Below are 15781 nucleotides of genomic sequence, written 5' to 3'. Positions count from 1 at the left end.
GGTGCCGACGGTGTCGGCGTTGAGACCCTGTCCCCGATCAATTCAGGTGGGGGAGTTTGAGGTGGCCATAAGTGGGGGAATTTGGGTGGCCATCAGGGGTTTGCAGGCTGGGCCTGCGCTAACGGCAGGTTCCAGAGCGCTGGCGACACGGTCAACATGGCTGTGATGATGGATATGTTCTTTTTCATGTGGATGCTTCAGAGGTCTGTGAATATGAACTCGCGGAATCCCTTGAGTCGGTACTTCGAAGCACTTTCATTTTTATTGCCCACGGTGTCCGTCTGCTGCAGCACAGTGCAGGCGTGCGGTTCACGACTTCATGACGAAGAGCCGTTTCACTGATTTAATTCATACCAATTTAACTTAACATAATATACATCGTATGCAACCAAGTATGTCGAAGACATTGGCTGGCCATCAAGGACCACGGTCACACAAGTAAAGTTGACGCTACTTTCCAAGTAAAGATATAGCTACTCACATATTCCAAGTAATGTTGATGCTATCAAGGACTGGTGATTTGGCAAGACCAAAACGTTGATGTGCGTAACTTCTATCCCTTTACGCTTCGTACGGCTTTGTTCTTTGCTGCAGATTTGAGTTTTTGGGGTTGCATGTCGTTGATGCGTGCAAGATAACCTGATGCGCGCTCTGATAGCTGCGTGTTTTGCATCCTTAGCTCGTGCAGTTGCTTGGTCAAATTTCCAGCCACTTCCAGAGCCTCACTTTTATGTCGTATCTGCTTCTTTTTTTCAATCTCCACCTCTGCCTGTAATTTTTTTACTTGTTGGCGATCGCGATCAATCTCCGCCATCAGTCTTCGTTCTGAAGACACAAACTGTGCCTGAAGCGCTTGAATTTCAGCGCTGTGAGCCCGCAGTTGCGCATCGTGACGGCGACGCTCCTCATTGCCTTCGGCAACTTGCTGTTGAAGCGCCAGACGCGATGATGTGAGTTCCTCATCCTTCTTGTTCACAAGCATTTGAAGCTTGTTCGCCTGATCTTGAGATTCGGCCAGCCTGATATTTAGCGCATCAAGGGCTTGGTTGAGTAAAGATGCCTGCTGCGTGAACGCTCCACGCTCAGCTTCAATCTCAGCAAGCACCGTCGTCATTTGCTGTTCTTGCTGACTTGCTGTGTTCGCGAAATCCGCTTTTGACGCTTCAAAAGTACTGTGAGCCTCCTGCAAAGCGCTTTTCCAGAGGGTTTTCATTGCTATGTGCACAGTGGCTGGCAATTCGCTTGTTTTATCGGCTTCACCCGTTGCTCCTCCCAAACGCTCTCCCAATGAAGAAAACCAGACCTCCAGCATCGGGCCCACGGTGTTGGGCGATCCGCGGCCCAATTTCATGCGAACACGTTCGATGGTCGGTTTGAGTTGCTCACTGAGCAATTCGTCGGCTGCGCCGTTGACATCGGTTTGCTGAACACCCCTTGGACTTTTAACTTGCATCGCCCTGCTCCTTGCTGTAAATTTACCAACGATAAGAGATATTTATCGTGATTTAAAGGATAAAAAGATAAATAATCTTACATGCTATGTAAGATTTCTTCAAAGAAATAAGCCGCCCATGAACTTGCGCCTGCCCACGCTCAAAAATACACCCGCCCTGGAGCCAGAGGCTCTGAGCGAAGTCACCCAACGCGCCGTCGAAGATCTGCTGCGCGAAGGTGAATCAAAAAACACCCTCATCAGCTACCGCAGCGCCTTGCGCTACTGGGCCGCATGGTTTGGTGCACGCTACGGCCGACAAATACAGCTGCCCGTGCCCACCGCCTGTGTGCTCCAGTTTGTCGTCGACCACGCGGATCGAACCACCGACAAAGGCCTGGCGCACGAGCTGCCCATCGAGATCGATCAAGCCCTGGTGAAATCCGGCTTCAAAGGCAAACTCGGCGCACTCGCACACAACACCCTGATTCACCGAATTGCGGTCCTGTCCAAAGCCCACCAAATTGGCGAGTTCAAAAACCCTTGCCACGACCCCAAAGTGCGCGAGCTTCTCTCCCGCACCCGCAAGGCCTACGCCAAGCGGGGTGCCCTCCCCCGCAAAAAAGACGCCCTCACCAAAGAGCCTCTTCAAGCCATCTTGCAAACGTGCGATGACTCAGTCATCGGCATCCGCGATAGAGCACTGATCTTGTTCGCCTGGTCCAGTGGCGGGCGCAGGAGATCCGAGGTGGCCAGCGCAGACATGCAGTTTTTAAAACGCACCGGCCCCGATGCCTATCTCTACAACTTGGCGTTCTCCAAAACGAACCAAGCCGGCGCAGAACGCGCTGAAAACCACAAACCCATTTTCGGGCTCGCAGCGCAAGCCCTCTCGGCATGGCTCACCGTCAGCCACATCACCAGCGGGGCGATTTTCCGAAGAGTGCGCAAAGGCGGTCACATCGGTGAAGCGCTCTCCCCTGCCGCTGTCAAAGATATCGTTAAAAAGCGATGCTTGTTGGCAGGCATTGACGGCAACTATGCCGCCCACTCCCTGCGCTCAGGGTTCGTGACAGAGGCAGGCTTGCAAAACGTTCCCCTCGCTCAGACCATGGCCATGACGGGGCACCACAGCGTCTCCACCGTGTTGGGTTATTTCCGCATCACACAAGAGGCTGAGGTGACAGACCTTATGAGAGATGCGCGCCCCAACACTTGAAGCTCAACTGGGGTGCGTATTCCAGAACCTATTGACCATCCGCTCCAATCCCTCGTGACCATCAATTCCAGTCAAAGCTGACCACTCAGTCCAGCAAGTTGACCAAAGAAAAAAGTATGTCGATTTGACCAGATAGTAGTCAGACTGACATGGTCAATCTGACTACTCAGACTATCAGCTGGATTGCATTTTTTTGCGAGCCATTGTTTTTCGCATGGACTCCCCTTTCAGAGATAACCGATGCGATTGATGCACCACGCGATCCAATATCGCATCAGCCAACGTGGGATCAGGAAAGAACCCATGCCATTGGTCAGTTGGGTATTGCGTTGTAATGAGCAATGATCCTGTGCGCATTCGCCGATCAATCACATCAAGCAAGAACTGCGACGCATGTTGATTCATCTCACCCAAACCCAGATCGTCAAGTATCAACATACTTGGTTTGCTCAATGACAGCTTCAGAGCGGGCAATGAGCCATCAAGCAATGACTCTGTGATTGCCCCATAAAGATCACTGGCGCGATAGAACAGGACTGGCATTTTTAGCCTGCACGCCTGCTGGCCAAATGCACACGCAAGCCACGTCTTACCAACACCCGTAGCGCCTTGGATGATCAGATTTTGCTGACGCCTTATCCAATCACAGCTTGCCAAAGATGCCAACTGTGCCTTGTCTAGTCCACGGTTTACCTTGTATTCCACATCCTCAAATGAAGCCAATTCAGGCATCCCTGCGCCTCGGATCAAACGCTTCAACTTTCGGCCCTCTCGCTCGGATGCCTCGTGATCAACAAGCATTGCAAAGCGATCATCAAAACTGACATCATGCAATTTGGGTTGCTGAAGCTGCATGTCGTAAGCATCAGCCATTGGAACGAGCTTGAGCTCTCGAAGGCGAGCGATGGTTTGTTGCGTGCTGCTCATGCTGATTCTCCAAAATAACTAGGACCACGCAATTCACCAATGATTTTGACTTTGGGTGCTTGAGTGATAGAAAAACGTTTGTCTGCATCCTCTTTGAGGATGGATGTGATGCTGCGAAGTGAGGTGATATTCAATGGCATCGCGTAGGCGCAGACCTCTTCAAATCGGGCCTCACCGTAGTCCCTTGCGAGATCACGCATTCGTCGTGCAGCTTTGACGCCGTTTGTGATGTCGCTTCGGTTTTCAAGTTGATGCCGAATCATCAACTCCACATTGCCGCCGACGTTCATCGCCCATGCCAACAATGCCCGAGGTTCGGCATCAAGCACTCGGCTGTGTATGACGGGCCGATGCTCTGGTATCGTTCTGGCATTTCCTTGTATCTCAATCAAAGGGTGAAGGGCAACCCTTCGACCTCGGTGGAAAATTTCAATCACAGTGGCTGTAAACCTGAGGTCCACGCTTTCTCGTGCAAGCGTGTGAGGCACTGAATAGAAGCGTCTTTGATGTTCGACGTGATAGTCATCCTGTACCCTGACGCTATATCGCCAATCACTCAATTCAAATGCCGTTCCAGGCAATGGCTTGAGGCTCGCTTTTTCTGTTTCCAAAAAGCGATCCAATCGACAGCCAGGGAGCCGTTTAAATGGATGGCGATTCATTTCTTCGGCCTTGATCCGGAGTTCTGCATTCAACTCGGCAAGGCTGAAGAAAATGCGATCACGAAGTGAAAACAAAGCCCATCGTTGAGCGATTTGCACTCCCACTTCAGCCTTGGCTTTGTGTTTGGGTTTTCGTGCCCCCGTTGGTAAAGGTGCCGTGTCGTAATGGCTCAGGCAATCTCTGTAGGCGGGGTTGATCACCGTTCGATCCCGTTCACGCCGCCAAACGGCCGCTTTAAGGTTGTCGCTGACGACCCACTCTGGCACACCACCCAGAGCCTCGAAACAATTAGCGTGACATTTCAGCCAGTCTTTGGTGGTCTGACTCGCCGTAGCTTCGATGTACGTGTAGTTTGAGTACCCAAGCACAGCCACAAAGATTTGAGCAAAGGTCGATGGGCCACCGTTTTGATCTCGGATTTCAACGGTCCGGCCCGCAAAATCCACAAACAGCTTTTCAACTGGTCGGTGCGTGCGTCGCATCACCACATGTTGATTTTTTGTCCAAGCTCTATAGAGCATGGCAAATTGTGAGTAGCCCACCCCGTCGGGGGTGGTCTCGCGCCACTCTCGCCAAAGACGCTCCAGAGTTGCGTCGGGTCGCCGCATTTCGGCATGAATCAATTCACAATCTGGATGCGTCTTGAGTTGCGCAATAGATCGATCTTGGGTTCCAAGTGCTGCCCGCCAGGCATCATCATCTAACGGCGAAAGCTCTTGCCAACTCAAGCCAGAGGCATCCACTTGCTGTCGAAATTTTCGGATCGTGTCGTGGTGCGTCCCTGTTGTTCTTGAAATTGCTCGGTGAGCCAACGTCGGGTCATAAAAGTGCTGGCGTGCAATGTCACGCTGCAAATGAACGGGTAGCCTCATGGGCTGCTCCTTTGGTCAAACGAGTGCAGGAGGCATGCACTCGGGGTGAGTTAACCCACTCCCGCCCACTTGACATGAGGGGATGCTCGACCGATACTCCAACCCACAAGGTACTACTTGATTCGGCTTCGGTCGGACGCTAGGCCCGAGGTGTCCGCCTCGGGCTTTTGCGTTTCTGGGTGGCTAGATTTAGCGTCGTTCTGGTTTTTTCCTCCTCGTTTTATTCAGTGCTAGACGTGATCCGTGCCTGCGCAAGCCAGTGGGCGACATCTCTGGTGAGTGCATAAAAACCTCGTCGATGTGGCAACGTGAACAGCGTTACGGCGACTTGACCACGGTATCTGGCTTGTCTTAGCCCCGCCACACTGGCGTGTCCCAGAGCGTTGGCCAACCGCAGGCCTCCCAGCAGTGGGCCATGGGTTTGCTCCATTTCTGTTTTCAATTTTTCAGCCAAGGTGCCTGGCTCGCATGAACTCGTGGTCATTTGTTCGGGTCTCTCTACGGTTGTCACGCAGTGTTTCCGAAAGTTAGCAATTGTGGAACCCGAACGGATAATCGGAGTTTCTGTACACCATGACCATGCCCACCTTTTTGCAACCGCCAAAGCCGGGTCGCCCCAAGCGAAATCCGATTGATGTCTTGCGCACGAAGGTCTGGTTTTATGCCGTCAAAGCCAGGTCGGGTTTGCCAAGTGCCTACGCCATTGAGTTGGCAATAGAGCCGTCCATCGTTAAACACAAAGAGGCAGGGGTGGTACGCCCGCGTAAATGGGATGGCTATCAAACGGGTTTGCGTGTCCCGCGAAGAATGGTCGGCAAGCCATATTCAGTTGATATTGCCGATCAAAACTATCCCGGTACTGCGTCCTACTTTGATTCGCCTATTTGGGCTGTGTTGCGTGGGGATCAGCTCAATCAGAGATGGATTGACGATCAGCTGAAAGCATTAGCCCCTGCTATCACGGATCTCCTGATGGTTTCAGCACCTCCAATGCTTCAGGCCATCCCGCAACCAGATCGTTTCCAGAAATTTGATGAAAAAACGGCCTATCGGTTGGCAGAAATCGGAACATTTGAAGCGTTGGTTGCGCTCATCTTGCTCGTCAAAAAATCAGAATTGATTTCCTCTCAAGAGTTACGAGAGTTGGCGCTTAACGCTTACCACCATTGCCAGTCTTGGGTGAAGGTGTTGCCAGAGATTGCGCCTATCGCACTCGATCTATTCCATGAAATTGATCTCAAGTGCAAACACTGGATCTACCCATCCCCTGAATGGCGAATGGAAGTGGTCATCTTCTCCCGTGAGATCAATCGATGACCCCTTGGTCGCACATCAAATCAAACCGACATCTGAAACTTGGGCATCTGGTCAATGGTTTTTCTCTGGACCGACCTTGGTCAACCTGGTTTTCAACCAGCGAGGCCCCCATTACCGCCGTCTTTCTTCAAGGGCCGTTGCTCCCACCCCAGCCAAAAGCAGTCTGACCATAGTCGGCTCGTTTCAAGAGCTTGACAGGCCCAGCCCGGTCAACCCACGTCTCCCAGATTGGTTTGCCGCGTTGTGCCTCAGCCATTCTTAAACGTGATTCTGCGTGTGTGGTTTCCAAAATTACTGTCAGTGGACAGTCAATGAGATCAATGGCTTTGACACTGACTCTTTCATGGGTTGAACGGTACCCCCCCGCATTTAATGTCAAATTCCTATTTCGCAACACAAATTTTGTCAGTCAGCTTCCGACCCATTGCAGCCGGTCACATCTTTTAAGACGTTGACTTGTTTGTAGCGGTTGCTGCCGGTCGTGTCCCGCAGTCATTTGTGGGCTTTCTGCCAGTAGCGGTCGGTCGATCTTTAACCATCAGGCTCGGCAGCCGGTCAGTTCGGTCATAGGCCAATGACCGCTACCACACATCCTATCCAGTGCTGACGGATAGGATCCATTGATGCATGGGCCAATTTGCACAACAGGCTATGACGCCCAATGAACAGGGAGCCCTGCACATTTTCGATGCAGCGACGTTTTCTTACTGAACTAGCTGGATGTCAGTGACGATCATCTTGCCACCTTCATTGATCACCATAAACTTAATTTTTTCGCCTGGCTTGATGCTGGTCAATAAACTCTTATCTTTAGCAGTAAATACCATTGTCATTCCCGGCATATCCATATGTTTGATTTCGCCGTGTTTGATCGTGACCTTGCCAGTTTCGAGATCAATTTTCTTGACCTCTCCGTCGGTTAAAGACGGCGTCATTTGAGACATGTTCATCTTGCTGTGATCCATGACAGCTTGGGAAAAACTGCTTAAGGGAAGAGCCGCACCAATGGTCAATAGTGCAATTGCAATTTTCGTTTGAATATTTTTCATATTTTCCTCATGAGTAAGAGTTAAAAACTTTTGATGATCCGTCTTTTTGGATTAGCAAGACTTGATACGCGTCACGCCTTGCGCCGTAGACAGGACCGTCCATTCCAGGAGATCCGATAGGCATCCCCGGAACGGCAAGACCTAACGCTTGTGGTTTTTCTTTGAGTAAACGTTGAATGTCTTCGGCTGGCACATGCCCCTCAATCACATATCCACCGACCAGAGCTGTATGACATGAAGCGAACTTTTGAGGCATACCCAGTCGAGCCCGCGCTGCGTTATTACCTTGATCGTTTACTTTCAAAGAAAAATTATTCTTTTCTAAATGAATAATCCAGTCTTTGCAACAGCCACAGTTAGGGTCTTTCCAGACTTGTATAGCTATAGCGTTTGGGCTGGCTGCAATAGCAATTGAGGACGAGCACATTGAAGCTATTCCCAACAATAGCAACCGCCTCGTTGAATTTTTTGAACTGTTTTTGTCAGTCATTTCAGCAGCCCTATCCTGTAATGAAATTACTTCTTGCCAACCTTGATCGCGCCCTTCATCCCAGCTTCGTAGTGGCCTGGCATCAAGCAGGCAAAATTTACGGTTCCAGTCTTCGTGAATTGCCAAACAATTTCGCCTTGCTGTCCTGGAGATAGTGTCACTTTGCCAGGTTCGTCATGTTCCATATCTGGGAATTTTTTCATCTGCTCCAGATGCTCGAGCAATTCCTTCTGGGTGCCCAGACTCAATTCGTGCTTGACCTTTCCTTGATTCTTGACAACAAAGCGGACCGTCTCTCCTTGCTTGACCTGAATAGATGAGGGTGTGTAACGCATGTTATCCGTCATATCGACATTGATGGTCTGCGTTACCTTGGAGGCAACACCTGGTTTGCCAATTGCGGTTTCCTCGTCAGCATGGCCATGCCCACCGGCGTGCTTTCCAGCCGCAAAAGCCGACGCTGACAGGGTCAGAGCAACCAAAACAAAGATTTGGCGAGAAGTGATGTGCTTGGGTTTCATTCGTTAACTCCGGAAAAAAAATTCAGTGATTGCTATGTGATGAGGGCTTGCGCACCTTGACTTCGGTCGTTTTGGCGGGCATCTGGGCGCGAGGCATGGACTGCCCACCCTCCGCCTTGAAGCGCGCTGGTTCAGTCAACGGCCCGGTGTATTCATGGGCTACCGTGCCTTCGGGATGCTTGTACCAACCCGGGTCCTTGTAGTCCCCCGGCTTTTGATTACGGCGGACCTTCAGAACGCTGAACATGCCACCCATTTCGACCGATCCGAAGGGGCCTTGGCCAGTCATCATCGCAGCGGTGTTGTCAGGGATGGGCATTTCCATCTCAGTCATGTCGGCCATACCACGCTCACCCATGACCATGTAGTCTGGAATCAGGTTATTGATCTTCTTGGCGATGCCACGGTGATCCACACCAATCAATGTCGGAACGTTATGACCCATGGCGTTCATGGTGTGATGGCTTTTGTGACAGTGGAAGGCCCAGTCCCCTTCCTCATCTGCCAGAAACTCGATCTGTCGCATCTGACCGACGGCCACATCGGTCGTCACTTCATGCCAGCGGGTGCTCTTGGGTGTCGGGCCACCGTCCGTACCAGTGACGAGGAACTCATGGCCGTGCAAATGTATGGGGTGGTTCGTCATCGTCAGATTGCCAATGCGAATACGCACCTTGTCGTTCAGGCGAACATTGAGGCTGTCAATGCCTGGAAATATCCGGCTATTCCAGCTCCACAGGTTGAAGTCCAGCATTGTCATGATCTTGGGGGTGTAGCTGCCCGGATCGATGTCATAGGCGTTGAGTAGGAAGCAGAAGTCTCGCTGGACCTCATCAATCAGATCATTCTTGACCTTAGGATGGGTCACCCAAAAGCCCATCATGCCCATGGCCATCTGTGTCATCTCATCAGCATGCGGGTGGTACATGAAGGTGCCAGGCCGGCGCGCGACGAACTCGTAAACAAACGTCTTGCCGGAGGGAATAGCCGGCTGGTTCAGTCCGGCCACACCGTCCATGCCGTTGGGCAGGCGCTGCCCGTGCCAGTGAATGGAGGTATGCTCTGGCAGCTTGTTGGTCACGAAGATCCGCACGCGATCGCCCTCGACCACTTCAATCGTGGGCCCCGGGCTCTGGCCGTTGTAGCCCCAGAGATGGGCTTTAAAGCCAGGGGCCATTTCCCGCACTACTGGTTCGGCGACCAGGTGAAATTCCTTGACGCCTTGATTCATGCGCCATGGCAAAGTCCATCCATTCAGCGTCACCACCGGGTTGTAGGCGCGTCCGCTGTTGGGGACAAGCGGCGCCATGGTGTTAGGGCTGGTCTGTATTACAGGCTCAGGCAGAGCGGCCATCGCCACGCGGCTGACCGCGCTGGCGGCCACGGCACCACCAGCAATCCCGGCGTACTTAAAAAAGTCTCTTCTGGAAGTCATCGTTGTATCTTTCATTCAATGAGGCGCAGCGCCACCGGCTGGCGCACTGGGCATGGCTGCCAGCGGAGTGTTCATCGGTCGCCCGACCAGTGAGGCTTGTAGCGCGGCATCCGCTAGCCAAAACTGCTGCTCGGCTCCGATCGCAGCCATGACCGTAGAGACCTGATCACGTGAGTCCGCCAGCAACTCGAAGATGCCGATGATCATTCCGTTGTAGCGCAGTTGGTTCTCTTCTGAGATCACCTTACGAAGCGGTATCACCTCGTCCCGGTTGTGCCGTGCAATGTCATAAGCCGTGCGATAGGAGGAGTAGCTTTCTCGCAAGCTTGAACCCGCCGAGCGGACGGTCGCCTCAAGCTGATTGGCTGCGGCCAAGGTGCGTGCGTTCATGGCATCGCGCTGCATGCCCCCCCAATCAAAGATGGGCAGGCGTACCGCGATTTCATACCCTCGCGCTACGCTGCGCTCACCCGCCACGCTGTTCGTGCTGGTGTTGCGCATGGCCCTCAGTTCAATGTCGGTGATGCTGGTGACCATGTTCAAACCCTGGGCTCTGGCGGAAGCATCCAGTGTGCTTTGGGCAAGACGGATGTCGAGGCGGTTACGCGTAGCAAACGTCGCAACGCCCTGCGGATCGAGCGCCTGTTTGGGTAGTTCAGGCAAGCGGTCCGGCAGTTTGAGCATCTGGGCCTGTTGGGCATCCAGACCGAGTACGCGTACGAACTCTTCGCGGGCAGCAGTTACTTGGTGAGTTGCTGTTGCCAATCGGGTCCCTGCGTCCGCATAGAAGGCCTGCTCACGAGCCCGTGTGAGGCGATTGAAGTTGCCTATGGCCTGCATCCTGCGAGCCAGTTCGGCACTCGCTGCAGCGCTTTCATACACCTGCTTGGCATACTGAAGCGTCTGTTGGGCAGCCACGGCGCGGACCCATGCCTGGCGCACGCGGGTGACCTGGTCGACCACATCACTCGACAGTCGCAGATGGGCCACTTCGATGCGACGGTTGGCGATTCCCTGGCGACTAGGGAGGGTCAGAATATCGAGCAGACCAAAGGAAAGCGCACGGTTTAACTCCAGCGCATCACCGGCCACCATGCGTTCCAGGGAGAAGACCGGGTTTGCAATCGTGCCCACTTGTGCCGCATCTGCGGACTCCGCCCAACCTTGAGCCAGCAACGCCTGGAGCGATGGGCTGTTGACGAGCGCCAGCTGGACCGCCTCGCGCTGACCCAGAATGTTTTGAAGCAGCTTCTGGGCCGCCTGCGCACGCTGTTCGCGCTCATCGGCAGTCCGCGCGAGAGAAATCTGCCCTTCGGCAAAACTCTTGGCCTCCTCGTTCACCCGGGCAACGTTTTGTTCGAGGCTAACAGTGGCGCAACCGGCAAGCGTGGCCAAGGCGATCGCGGATAGCGCCAGTTTCCCTAGCGAGGTGCTTGGGATGCGCTTCATGGCTTGACTCCCCCATGATGACCAGATTGCGTATCAGGCACGTCAGAGGCGTCCTTCAGGGCCTCACCTGTCGCGACCTCCTTGGCATAGCTGCGCCAGCCTCCAATACGACCTACCAAGTCGTTGGCTTTGACCCATGACTGAATGGCCTGGTCGTTATAGGGGCGGAAGTCACTAAGTGCAGACTTGTACTCAACTTCCACCACCGAAAGATTTTTCACGGGCTCGCTGGTGGCTTGGGCCGCGGCTACACCAGCTAACATGGCACAACTCAGGGCGAGACATGTCTGTGCGAATAATAGTGAACGTCTGACGAGCATGGTTTCCTCAATGTGATCGGTAACATAGATAGGGGGAATTATTAAAATACCAAGTCGTCAGCACGATGTCGAAAAGATTACATATTTGTCATCTTGCCATCGCAACAAATGGAAGTCGTCATACTCAGGTCTGCCAAAGAGGGTCAGTTGCCAATGAAAATTTTGATTGTGGAAGATGAGCCTAAGACCGGGGCATATCTGCGCCAGGGACTGATCGAGGCCGGTTTCGTTGTGGACTTGGCCAGAAATGGGCCCGACGGCCTTCACCTAGCTCTTGGCGGTAACTACGATCTCGCGATCCTGGATGTGATGATGCCGGGCATGAACGGTTGGGAGGTCCTGCAGGCGATACGTCATGAAGGCCTACAAGTGCCAGCCATGTTTCTCACCGCCCGCGATCAGGTGGAAGATCGCGTGAAGGGGCTTGAATTAGGCGCCGACGATTACCTCGTCAAGCCGTTTTCCTTTGCCGAGCTCTTGGCCCGAGTTCGCACCATTGTGCGCCGCGGTCGTAGTGGCACCGAATCCACGATCTTGCAGGTGGCAGACCTCCAACTTGATCTGCTACGCCGCCGCGTCACCCGAGACGGCAAGCGCCTTAATCTCACCGCCAAGGAGTTTGGATTGCTAGAACTGCTGATGCGTAGGCAGGGAGAAGTCCTGCCCAGGTCGCTGATCGCCTCTCAGGTTTGGGACATGAACTTCGACAGCGACACTAACGTCATCGAGGTGGCCATGAGGCGTCTGCGCGTCAAGATCGATGATGATCACCAGTTCAAGCTGATCCAAACTGTACGCGGCATGGGCTACGTGCTCGAAGCGCCGGAGGGTCGCTAGATGTTTCGCAGGCTGTCACTGACATCCCGCCTCACCATCTTTTTTATAGCGCTGGCCAGTTCGGTCATCCTGGGCTTGGCGCTTCTTTTCATGGTAGAGGCTGATAGGCACTTCGTCGACCTCGATAGCGCCGCCTTGGATGATAAAAAGCACCTGATCGAGGGCATTCTGGCCAGTTCTCGATCCCATGAAGAAGCTCGCAGTCGCCTGAACGAAGCATTGAGCCATCACCACAGCCTTTACGCTCTGGTCAAAGGACCGCAGGGTGAAAAGTTGTACCAGACCAACGGATACAGCGGCCCGACTACGCAAGCATCATTCATCACGAATGACGACGGCCACGGGCTTCAGTCTTGGAGGAGTGGCGGTCGCGAGTTCCATGAGATGAGCTTTACTGCTGGCATGGTTCAGGGAATGGCCGGGCCGCTCCAAATATCACTCGCCGTCGATACGCAGCACCACCAAGAATTCATGAGGGAGCTCCGGCGCAGCATTGCGATCTATGCTGTGCTGGCCATTCTTCTAAGCGGATTCTTGGCTTGGTTCGCGGCTCATCAAGGCATGTCTCCGCTGCGCGCAATGAAACGTCGCGCCGCTGCAGTGACAGGCCAACAGTTGCAAGAGCGCATGCCCGAGGATGCCGTCCCGATTGAAATGGCAGATTTGGCAAGGGAACTCAATGAGATGTTGGGTCGCCTGCAGAACGACTTCAAACAGCTTGCTGATTTTGCGGCGGATTTGGCACATGAACTTCGCACACCCATCAGCAATCTCCTCACCCAAACACAGGTGACGCTGTCCACCCAACGCGACCTTAAGACATACCAAGATACGCTGGCGTCCAACGCAGAGGAATTGCAGCGTTTGGCTCGGGTGGTATCAGACATGCTATTCCTCGCCAAGACAGAGCGGGGGGTAGACCTGCCCCATAAGGAGTCCTTCTCGGCAGCACAAGGAGCTCGCGAACTCGTTGAATTTTATGAAGCCGTTGCGGACGAAAAACGCATCTTGATGAGCGTGGAAGGTGATGGGCGAATCTATGGCGATCGTTTGATGTTCAGACGTGCCTTGAGCAACCTCCTATCCAATGCGCTCAGGCATGCACCAGTCGGCGGTGTCGTGGGCGTCAGAATCGAAAGTTCGTCGCGTGGAATTGAAGTCACTGTCAAAAACACGGGCAAGGAGATTCCATTGGATGTCCAGCAGAGAGTCTTCGAGCGCTTCTATCGCGCAGACTCAGCACGCAGGCACCCAGCTTCTGACGGGGCAGGCTTGGGGCTGTCGATTACCAAAGCCATCGTCGAGGCCCATGGCGGGGCGATCTCGGTTACTTCAGACCAGGAGTGGACTCGATTCAGGCTTGTTTTTCCAGGGCTTCAAGCAAGGATGAGGCAAGCGACTGAACTACTTAGTCGGCCCTGAATAACGCCTTTTGCGTGAACAAGAGAGGGCCGGATCGCGCTGTACCGATTCATAACAACCGCCGCAGCGGGCGCAAACAAATGAGACTGCCCAATGAGCAATCAAGGCGACCGGGGAAACTGCTGCGGCCGTGGGACGTGGCGGCCACACCGCTGGAACTGGCGCTGGCCAGGGGCCACCGGTGGTTGGCAATGCTGGAGTACGGCAAGTTGAAAAACCTGACTGAAAATGTAGCGCTGGAGGGAGTCGACAACAGCTACGTCAGCCGGATGGTGAATTTGACTACGCTGGCACCGGACATCGTCGAGGCGATTTTGGAGGATACGCTGCCGGATCACCTGACGCTGTTTGATCTTGCGGTGGACCCGCCTGCGCTGTGGGAGGAGCAGCGGTTACGGATTTGGTGAGACGGGACTGTAAAAGATAGTGATGGCGACTGACTCCATGACAGCGGGGTGTCTGTACAGCCAGCACCAGACCGCCCGATCATGTTCGCATAAGCACGGATCGCATACGCGGCATGTCGAGTGACCGGTATTTCAATTACAACGGTCCTCGTAGCTCCTCCCGCTTAAATGACCGGTAGTAATCGCCGCAACTATGACGTCCACTTACCGCGAGTGACTACAACCAGCCTAAATCACAGATTGATACAACAACAGCATCGTCCGCTTTTGGCCGATAGCTGTCGATGGTTACAACGATTGGACTAGTTGGTCACGTTGCTGGGTTGATTGGTCAACATCACTGGAATACGCAACTGGGGTATGAACTAGTATGGAAAATCAGGCACAGGAGATCAAATGAAGACCATCACGCTCTATTTCGCAACCGCAATCGCTGAAATCGTGGGGTGCTACCTGCCCTGGCTCTGGCTCAAGCAAAACGGATCTCCATGGTTGCTGATACCCGCCGGAGTCAGTCTGGCGGCCTTCGCGTGGCTACTGACACTGCACGAAGCTGCCACCGGACGCGTCTACGCTGCTTACGGGGGTGTCTACATCTTTGCAGCTATTCTTTGGCTATGGGCCGTCGACGGCATCCGACCATCGAATTGGGATGTCGCGGGTGTTGCCGTGGCCCTGCTGGGTATGAGCATCATTGCCTTTCAACCGCGCTAGGAACAGATCCTCAATTTGGAGAATGCTTTGAAAAAAGCGCCTTGCTTGCGGATCTCGGAACAGTGTTTACGGGCGCTCAAAGGGACTCGTACCCCTTTGACGCAAATCAGTGCGCCCCATGCACATGGCGCGCGCCTCGCTTGCCCACCGGCCCCACTTCCTTAGAGGCCTGAGCAATTCCGGAAAGTACACCGCACTCACTGACAGCGCCGTTTCCGGCACAACCGGTTCGCAACTCAACAAGTTGCCTTTGCAAGACCTTCAGCTCTCTGATTCGAACCGCCACATGCTTGATGTGCTCATCAACCAAGGCGTTGATGTCAGAACAGTCCTGTGGGGGGGAATCTTTCATGCGCAACAGCGCTCGAATCTCATCCAGGGCCATGTCCAAGCTTCGGCAGTACCGAATGAACGAAAGTCGTTCAACGTGCTCCGGTCCATAGACGCGGTAGTTGCCTTCTGTTCGCCCCGGCTGTGGCAACAAGGCCTCACGCTCGTAGTAGCGAATCGTCTCCACCTGTGTATCGGTGGCCTTGGCGAGCTCTCCAATCCTCATGGTGTCCTCCATCAGCGGTTGACCATATTTTAGGCGCTTGACTCTAAAGTGGCTACAGGGTTTCTAATCGCTGTAACGAGGAAGAAATCATGAGTACAAGTACATCTTGCGAAGGCGCAAAGCCACAGGTCCGCCCGACTGAGAACGGATG

16 protein-coding genes are annotated in these 15781 nt (G+C 53.6%); 6 read left to right on the top strand and 10 right to left on the bottom strand.

Features of this window, described 5'->3' with window-relative positions; genetic code table 11:
• Positions 1 to 553 precede the first annotated feature (553 nt).
• Positions 554 to 1453: a DNA-binding protein gene (locus tag QZ190_RS02795; protein ID WP_291913232.1), complete on the bottom strand. Its 900-nt coding sequence runs from the start codon at positions 1451 to 1453 to the stop codon at positions 554 to 556.
• A 124-nt stretch (positions 1454 to 1577) separates the two neighbouring features.
• Here QZ190_RS02795 and QZ190_RS02790 point away from each other — a divergent pair, with 124 nt between their 5' ends.
• Positions 1578 to 2651, top strand: coding sequence for a site-specific integrase (locus QZ190_RS02790; protein ID WP_228768235.1), 1074 nt, complete (start codon positions 1578 to 1580; stop codon positions 2649 to 2651).
• Between the two features lie 174 nt (positions 2652 to 2825).
• On the opposite strand, the gene istB is transcribed toward QZ190_RS02790, so the two are convergent.
• Together istB and istA are read right to left on the bottom strand one after the other, a co-directional pair.
• The gene (gene istB / locus QZ190_RS02785; protein WP_100117900.1) at positions 2826 to 3578 is read right to left on the bottom strand and encodes an IS21-like element helper ATPase IstB; all 753 of its coding nucleotides are present in this window, start codon (positions 3576 to 3578) and stop codon (positions 2826 to 2828) included.
• A complete protein-coding gene (gene istA / locus QZ190_RS02780; protein WP_291913227.1) occupies positions 3575 to 5113 on the bottom strand; it encodes an IS21 family transposase in 1539 nt (512 codons plus the stop codon). The genes istB and istA overlap by 4 nt, the downstream gene beginning before the upstream one ends.
• 573 nt (positions 5114 to 5686) lie before the next feature.
• On the opposite strand from istA, the gene QZ190_RS02775 reads away from it, so the two are divergent.
• Positions 5687 to 6430: a hypothetical protein gene (locus QZ190_RS02775; RefSeq protein WP_089957680.1), complete on the top strand. Its 744-nt coding sequence runs from the start codon at positions 5687 to 5689 to the stop codon at positions 6428 to 6430.
• Between the two features lie 704 nt (positions 6431 to 7134).
• Here QZ190_RS02775 and QZ190_RS02770 read toward each other — a convergent pair.
• Genes QZ190_RS02770 through QZ190_RS02745 form a run of 6 tightly spaced genes read right to left on the bottom strand, consistent with a single transcriptional unit; the run spans position 7135 to position 11637 of the window.
• The gene (locus tag QZ190_RS02770; RefSeq protein ID WP_089957684.1) at positions 7135 to 7479 is read right to left on the bottom strand and encodes a copper-binding protein; all 345 of its coding nucleotides are present in this window, start codon (positions 7477 to 7479) and stop codon (positions 7135 to 7137) included.
• Between the two features lie 7 nt (positions 7480 to 7486).
• On the bottom strand, positions 7487 to 7969 hold the full coding sequence (locus tag QZ190_RS02765; protein ID WP_089957688.1) for a DUF411 domain-containing protein: 483 nt from the start codon (positions 7967 to 7969) through the stop codon (positions 7487 to 7489).
• A 26-nt stretch (positions 7970 to 7995) separates the two neighbouring features.
• Positions 7996 to 8490, bottom strand: coding sequence for a cupredoxin family protein (locus tag QZ190_RS02760; RefSeq protein WP_089957691.1), 495 nt, complete (start codon positions 8488 to 8490; stop codon positions 7996 to 7998).
• Positions 8491 to 8512: 22 nt separating this feature from the next.
• Entirely contained in the window at positions 8513 to 9925 is a 1413-nt protein-coding gene (locus tag QZ190_RS02755) for a copper oxidase (RefSeq protein WP_089958022.1), read from the bottom strand.
• A gap of 15 nt (positions 9926 to 9940) precedes the next feature.
• Positions 9941 to 11374 (bottom strand): TolC family protein, encoded by a 1434-nt coding sequence (locus QZ190_RS02750; protein WP_089957694.1) that lies wholly within the window; start codon positions 11372 to 11374, stop codon positions 9941 to 9943.
• Positions 11371 to 11637 (bottom strand): hypothetical protein, encoded by a 267-nt coding sequence (locus QZ190_RS02745; RefSeq protein ID WP_228769235.1) that lies wholly within the window; start codon positions 11635 to 11637, stop codon positions 11371 to 11373. The genes QZ190_RS02750 and QZ190_RS02745 overlap by 4 nt, the downstream gene beginning before the upstream one ends.
• A 210-nt stretch (positions 11638 to 11847) precedes the next feature.
• Between QZ190_RS02745 and QZ190_RS02740 the strand changes: the two genes are divergently transcribed.
• The 4 genes from QZ190_RS02740 to QZ190_RS02725 all read left to right on the top strand — a co-directional run bounded on the left by QZ190_RS02740 (position 11848) and on the right by QZ190_RS02725 (position 15074).
• Complete coding sequence (locus tag QZ190_RS02740; protein WP_089958025.1) at positions 11848 to 12531, top strand: heavy metal response regulator transcription factor; 684 nt, start codon at positions 11848 to 11850, stop codon at positions 12529 to 12531.
• Positions 12532 to 13953, top strand: coding sequence for a heavy metal sensor histidine kinase (locus QZ190_RS02735; RefSeq protein ID WP_089957701.1), 1422 nt, complete (start codon positions 12532 to 12534; stop codon positions 13951 to 13953).
• Between the two features lie 80 nt (positions 13954 to 14033).
• Complete coding sequence (locus tag QZ190_RS02730; protein WP_194944739.1) at positions 14034 to 14360, top strand: LacI family transcriptional regulator; 327 nt, start codon at positions 14034 to 14036, stop codon at positions 14358 to 14360.
• Between the two features lie 396 nt (positions 14361 to 14756).
• On the top strand, positions 14757 to 15074 hold the full coding sequence (locus QZ190_RS02725; RefSeq protein WP_053176984.1) for a YnfA family protein: 318 nt from the start codon (positions 14757 to 14759) through the stop codon (positions 15072 to 15074).
• Positions 15075 to 15180: 106 nt separating this feature from the next.
• On the opposite strand, the gene cadR is transcribed toward QZ190_RS02725, so the two are convergent.
• Positions 15181 to 15630 carry a Cd(II)/Pb(II)-responsive transcriptional regulator gene (gene cadR, locus QZ190_RS02720; protein ID WP_100119145.1) on the bottom strand — a complete coding sequence of 150 codons (450 nt, stop codon included), beginning with the start codon at positions 15628 to 15630 and terminating at the stop codon, positions 15181 to 15183.
• Positions 15631 to 15781 lie beyond the last annotated feature (151 nt).

It is taken from the genome of Limnohabitans sp. (assembly GCF_017848645.1).
Lineage (GTDB): Bacteria > Pseudomonadota > Gammaproteobacteria > Burkholderiales > Burkholderiaceae_C > Limnohabitans_A.
This window is presented reverse-complemented; position numbering and strand designations above follow the sequence as displayed.

Coding starts and splice junctions, on each gene's coding strand:
- QZ190_RS02795 (WP_291913232.1), bottom strand. CDS start 1,453: ATGCAAGTTAAAAGTCCAAGGGGTGTTCAGCAAACCGATGTCAACGGC.
- QZ190_RS02730 (WP_194944739.1), top strand. CDS start 14,034: ATGAGACTGCCCAATGAGCAATCAAGGCGACCGGGGAAACTGCTGCGG.
- istA (WP_291913227.1), bottom strand. CDS start 5,113: ATGAGGCTACCCGTTCATTTGCAGCGTGACATTGCACGCCAGCACTTT.
- QZ190_RS02760 (WP_089957691.1), bottom strand. CDS start 8,490: ATGAAACCCAAGCACATCACTTCTCGCCAAATCTTTGTTTTGGTTGCT.
- QZ190_RS02775 (WP_089957680.1), top strand. CDS start 5,687: ATGACCATGCCCACCTTTTTGCAACCGCCAAAGCCGGGTCGCCCCAAG.
- QZ190_RS02750 (WP_089957694.1), bottom strand. CDS start 11,374: ATGAAGCGCATCCCAAGCACCTCGCTAGGGAAACTGGCGCTATCCGCG.
- QZ190_RS02735 (WP_089957701.1), top strand. CDS start 12,532: ATGTTTCGCAGGCTGTCACTGACATCCCGCCTCACCATCTTTTTTATA.
- QZ190_RS02755 (WP_089958022.1), bottom strand. CDS start 9,925: ATGACTTCCAGAAGAGACTTTTTTAAGTACGCCGGGATTGCTGGTGGT.
- QZ190_RS02725 (WP_053176984.1), top strand. CDS start 14,757: ATGAAGACCATCACGCTCTATTTCGCAACCGCAATCGCTGAAATCGTG.
- istB (WP_100117900.1), bottom strand. CDS start 3,578: ATGAGCAGCACGCAACAAACCATCGCTCGCCTTCGAGAGCTCAAGCTC.
- QZ190_RS02770 (WP_089957684.1), bottom strand. CDS start 7,479: ATGAAAAATATTCAAACGAAAATTGCAATTGCACTATTGACCATTGGT.
- QZ190_RS02765 (WP_089957688.1), bottom strand. CDS start 7,969: ATGACTGACAAAAACAGTTCAAAAAATTCAACGAGGCGGTTGCTATTG.
- cadR (WP_100119145.1), bottom strand. CDS start 15,630: ATGAGGATTGGAGAGCTCGCCAAGGCCACCGATACACAGGTGGAGACG.
- QZ190_RS02740 (WP_089958025.1), top strand. CDS start 11,848: ATGAAAATTTTGATTGTGGAAGATGAGCCTAAGACCGGGGCATATCTG.
- QZ190_RS02745 (WP_228769235.1), bottom strand. CDS start 11,637: ATGTTAGCTGGTGTAGCCGCGGCCCAAGCCACCAGCGAGCCCGTGAAA.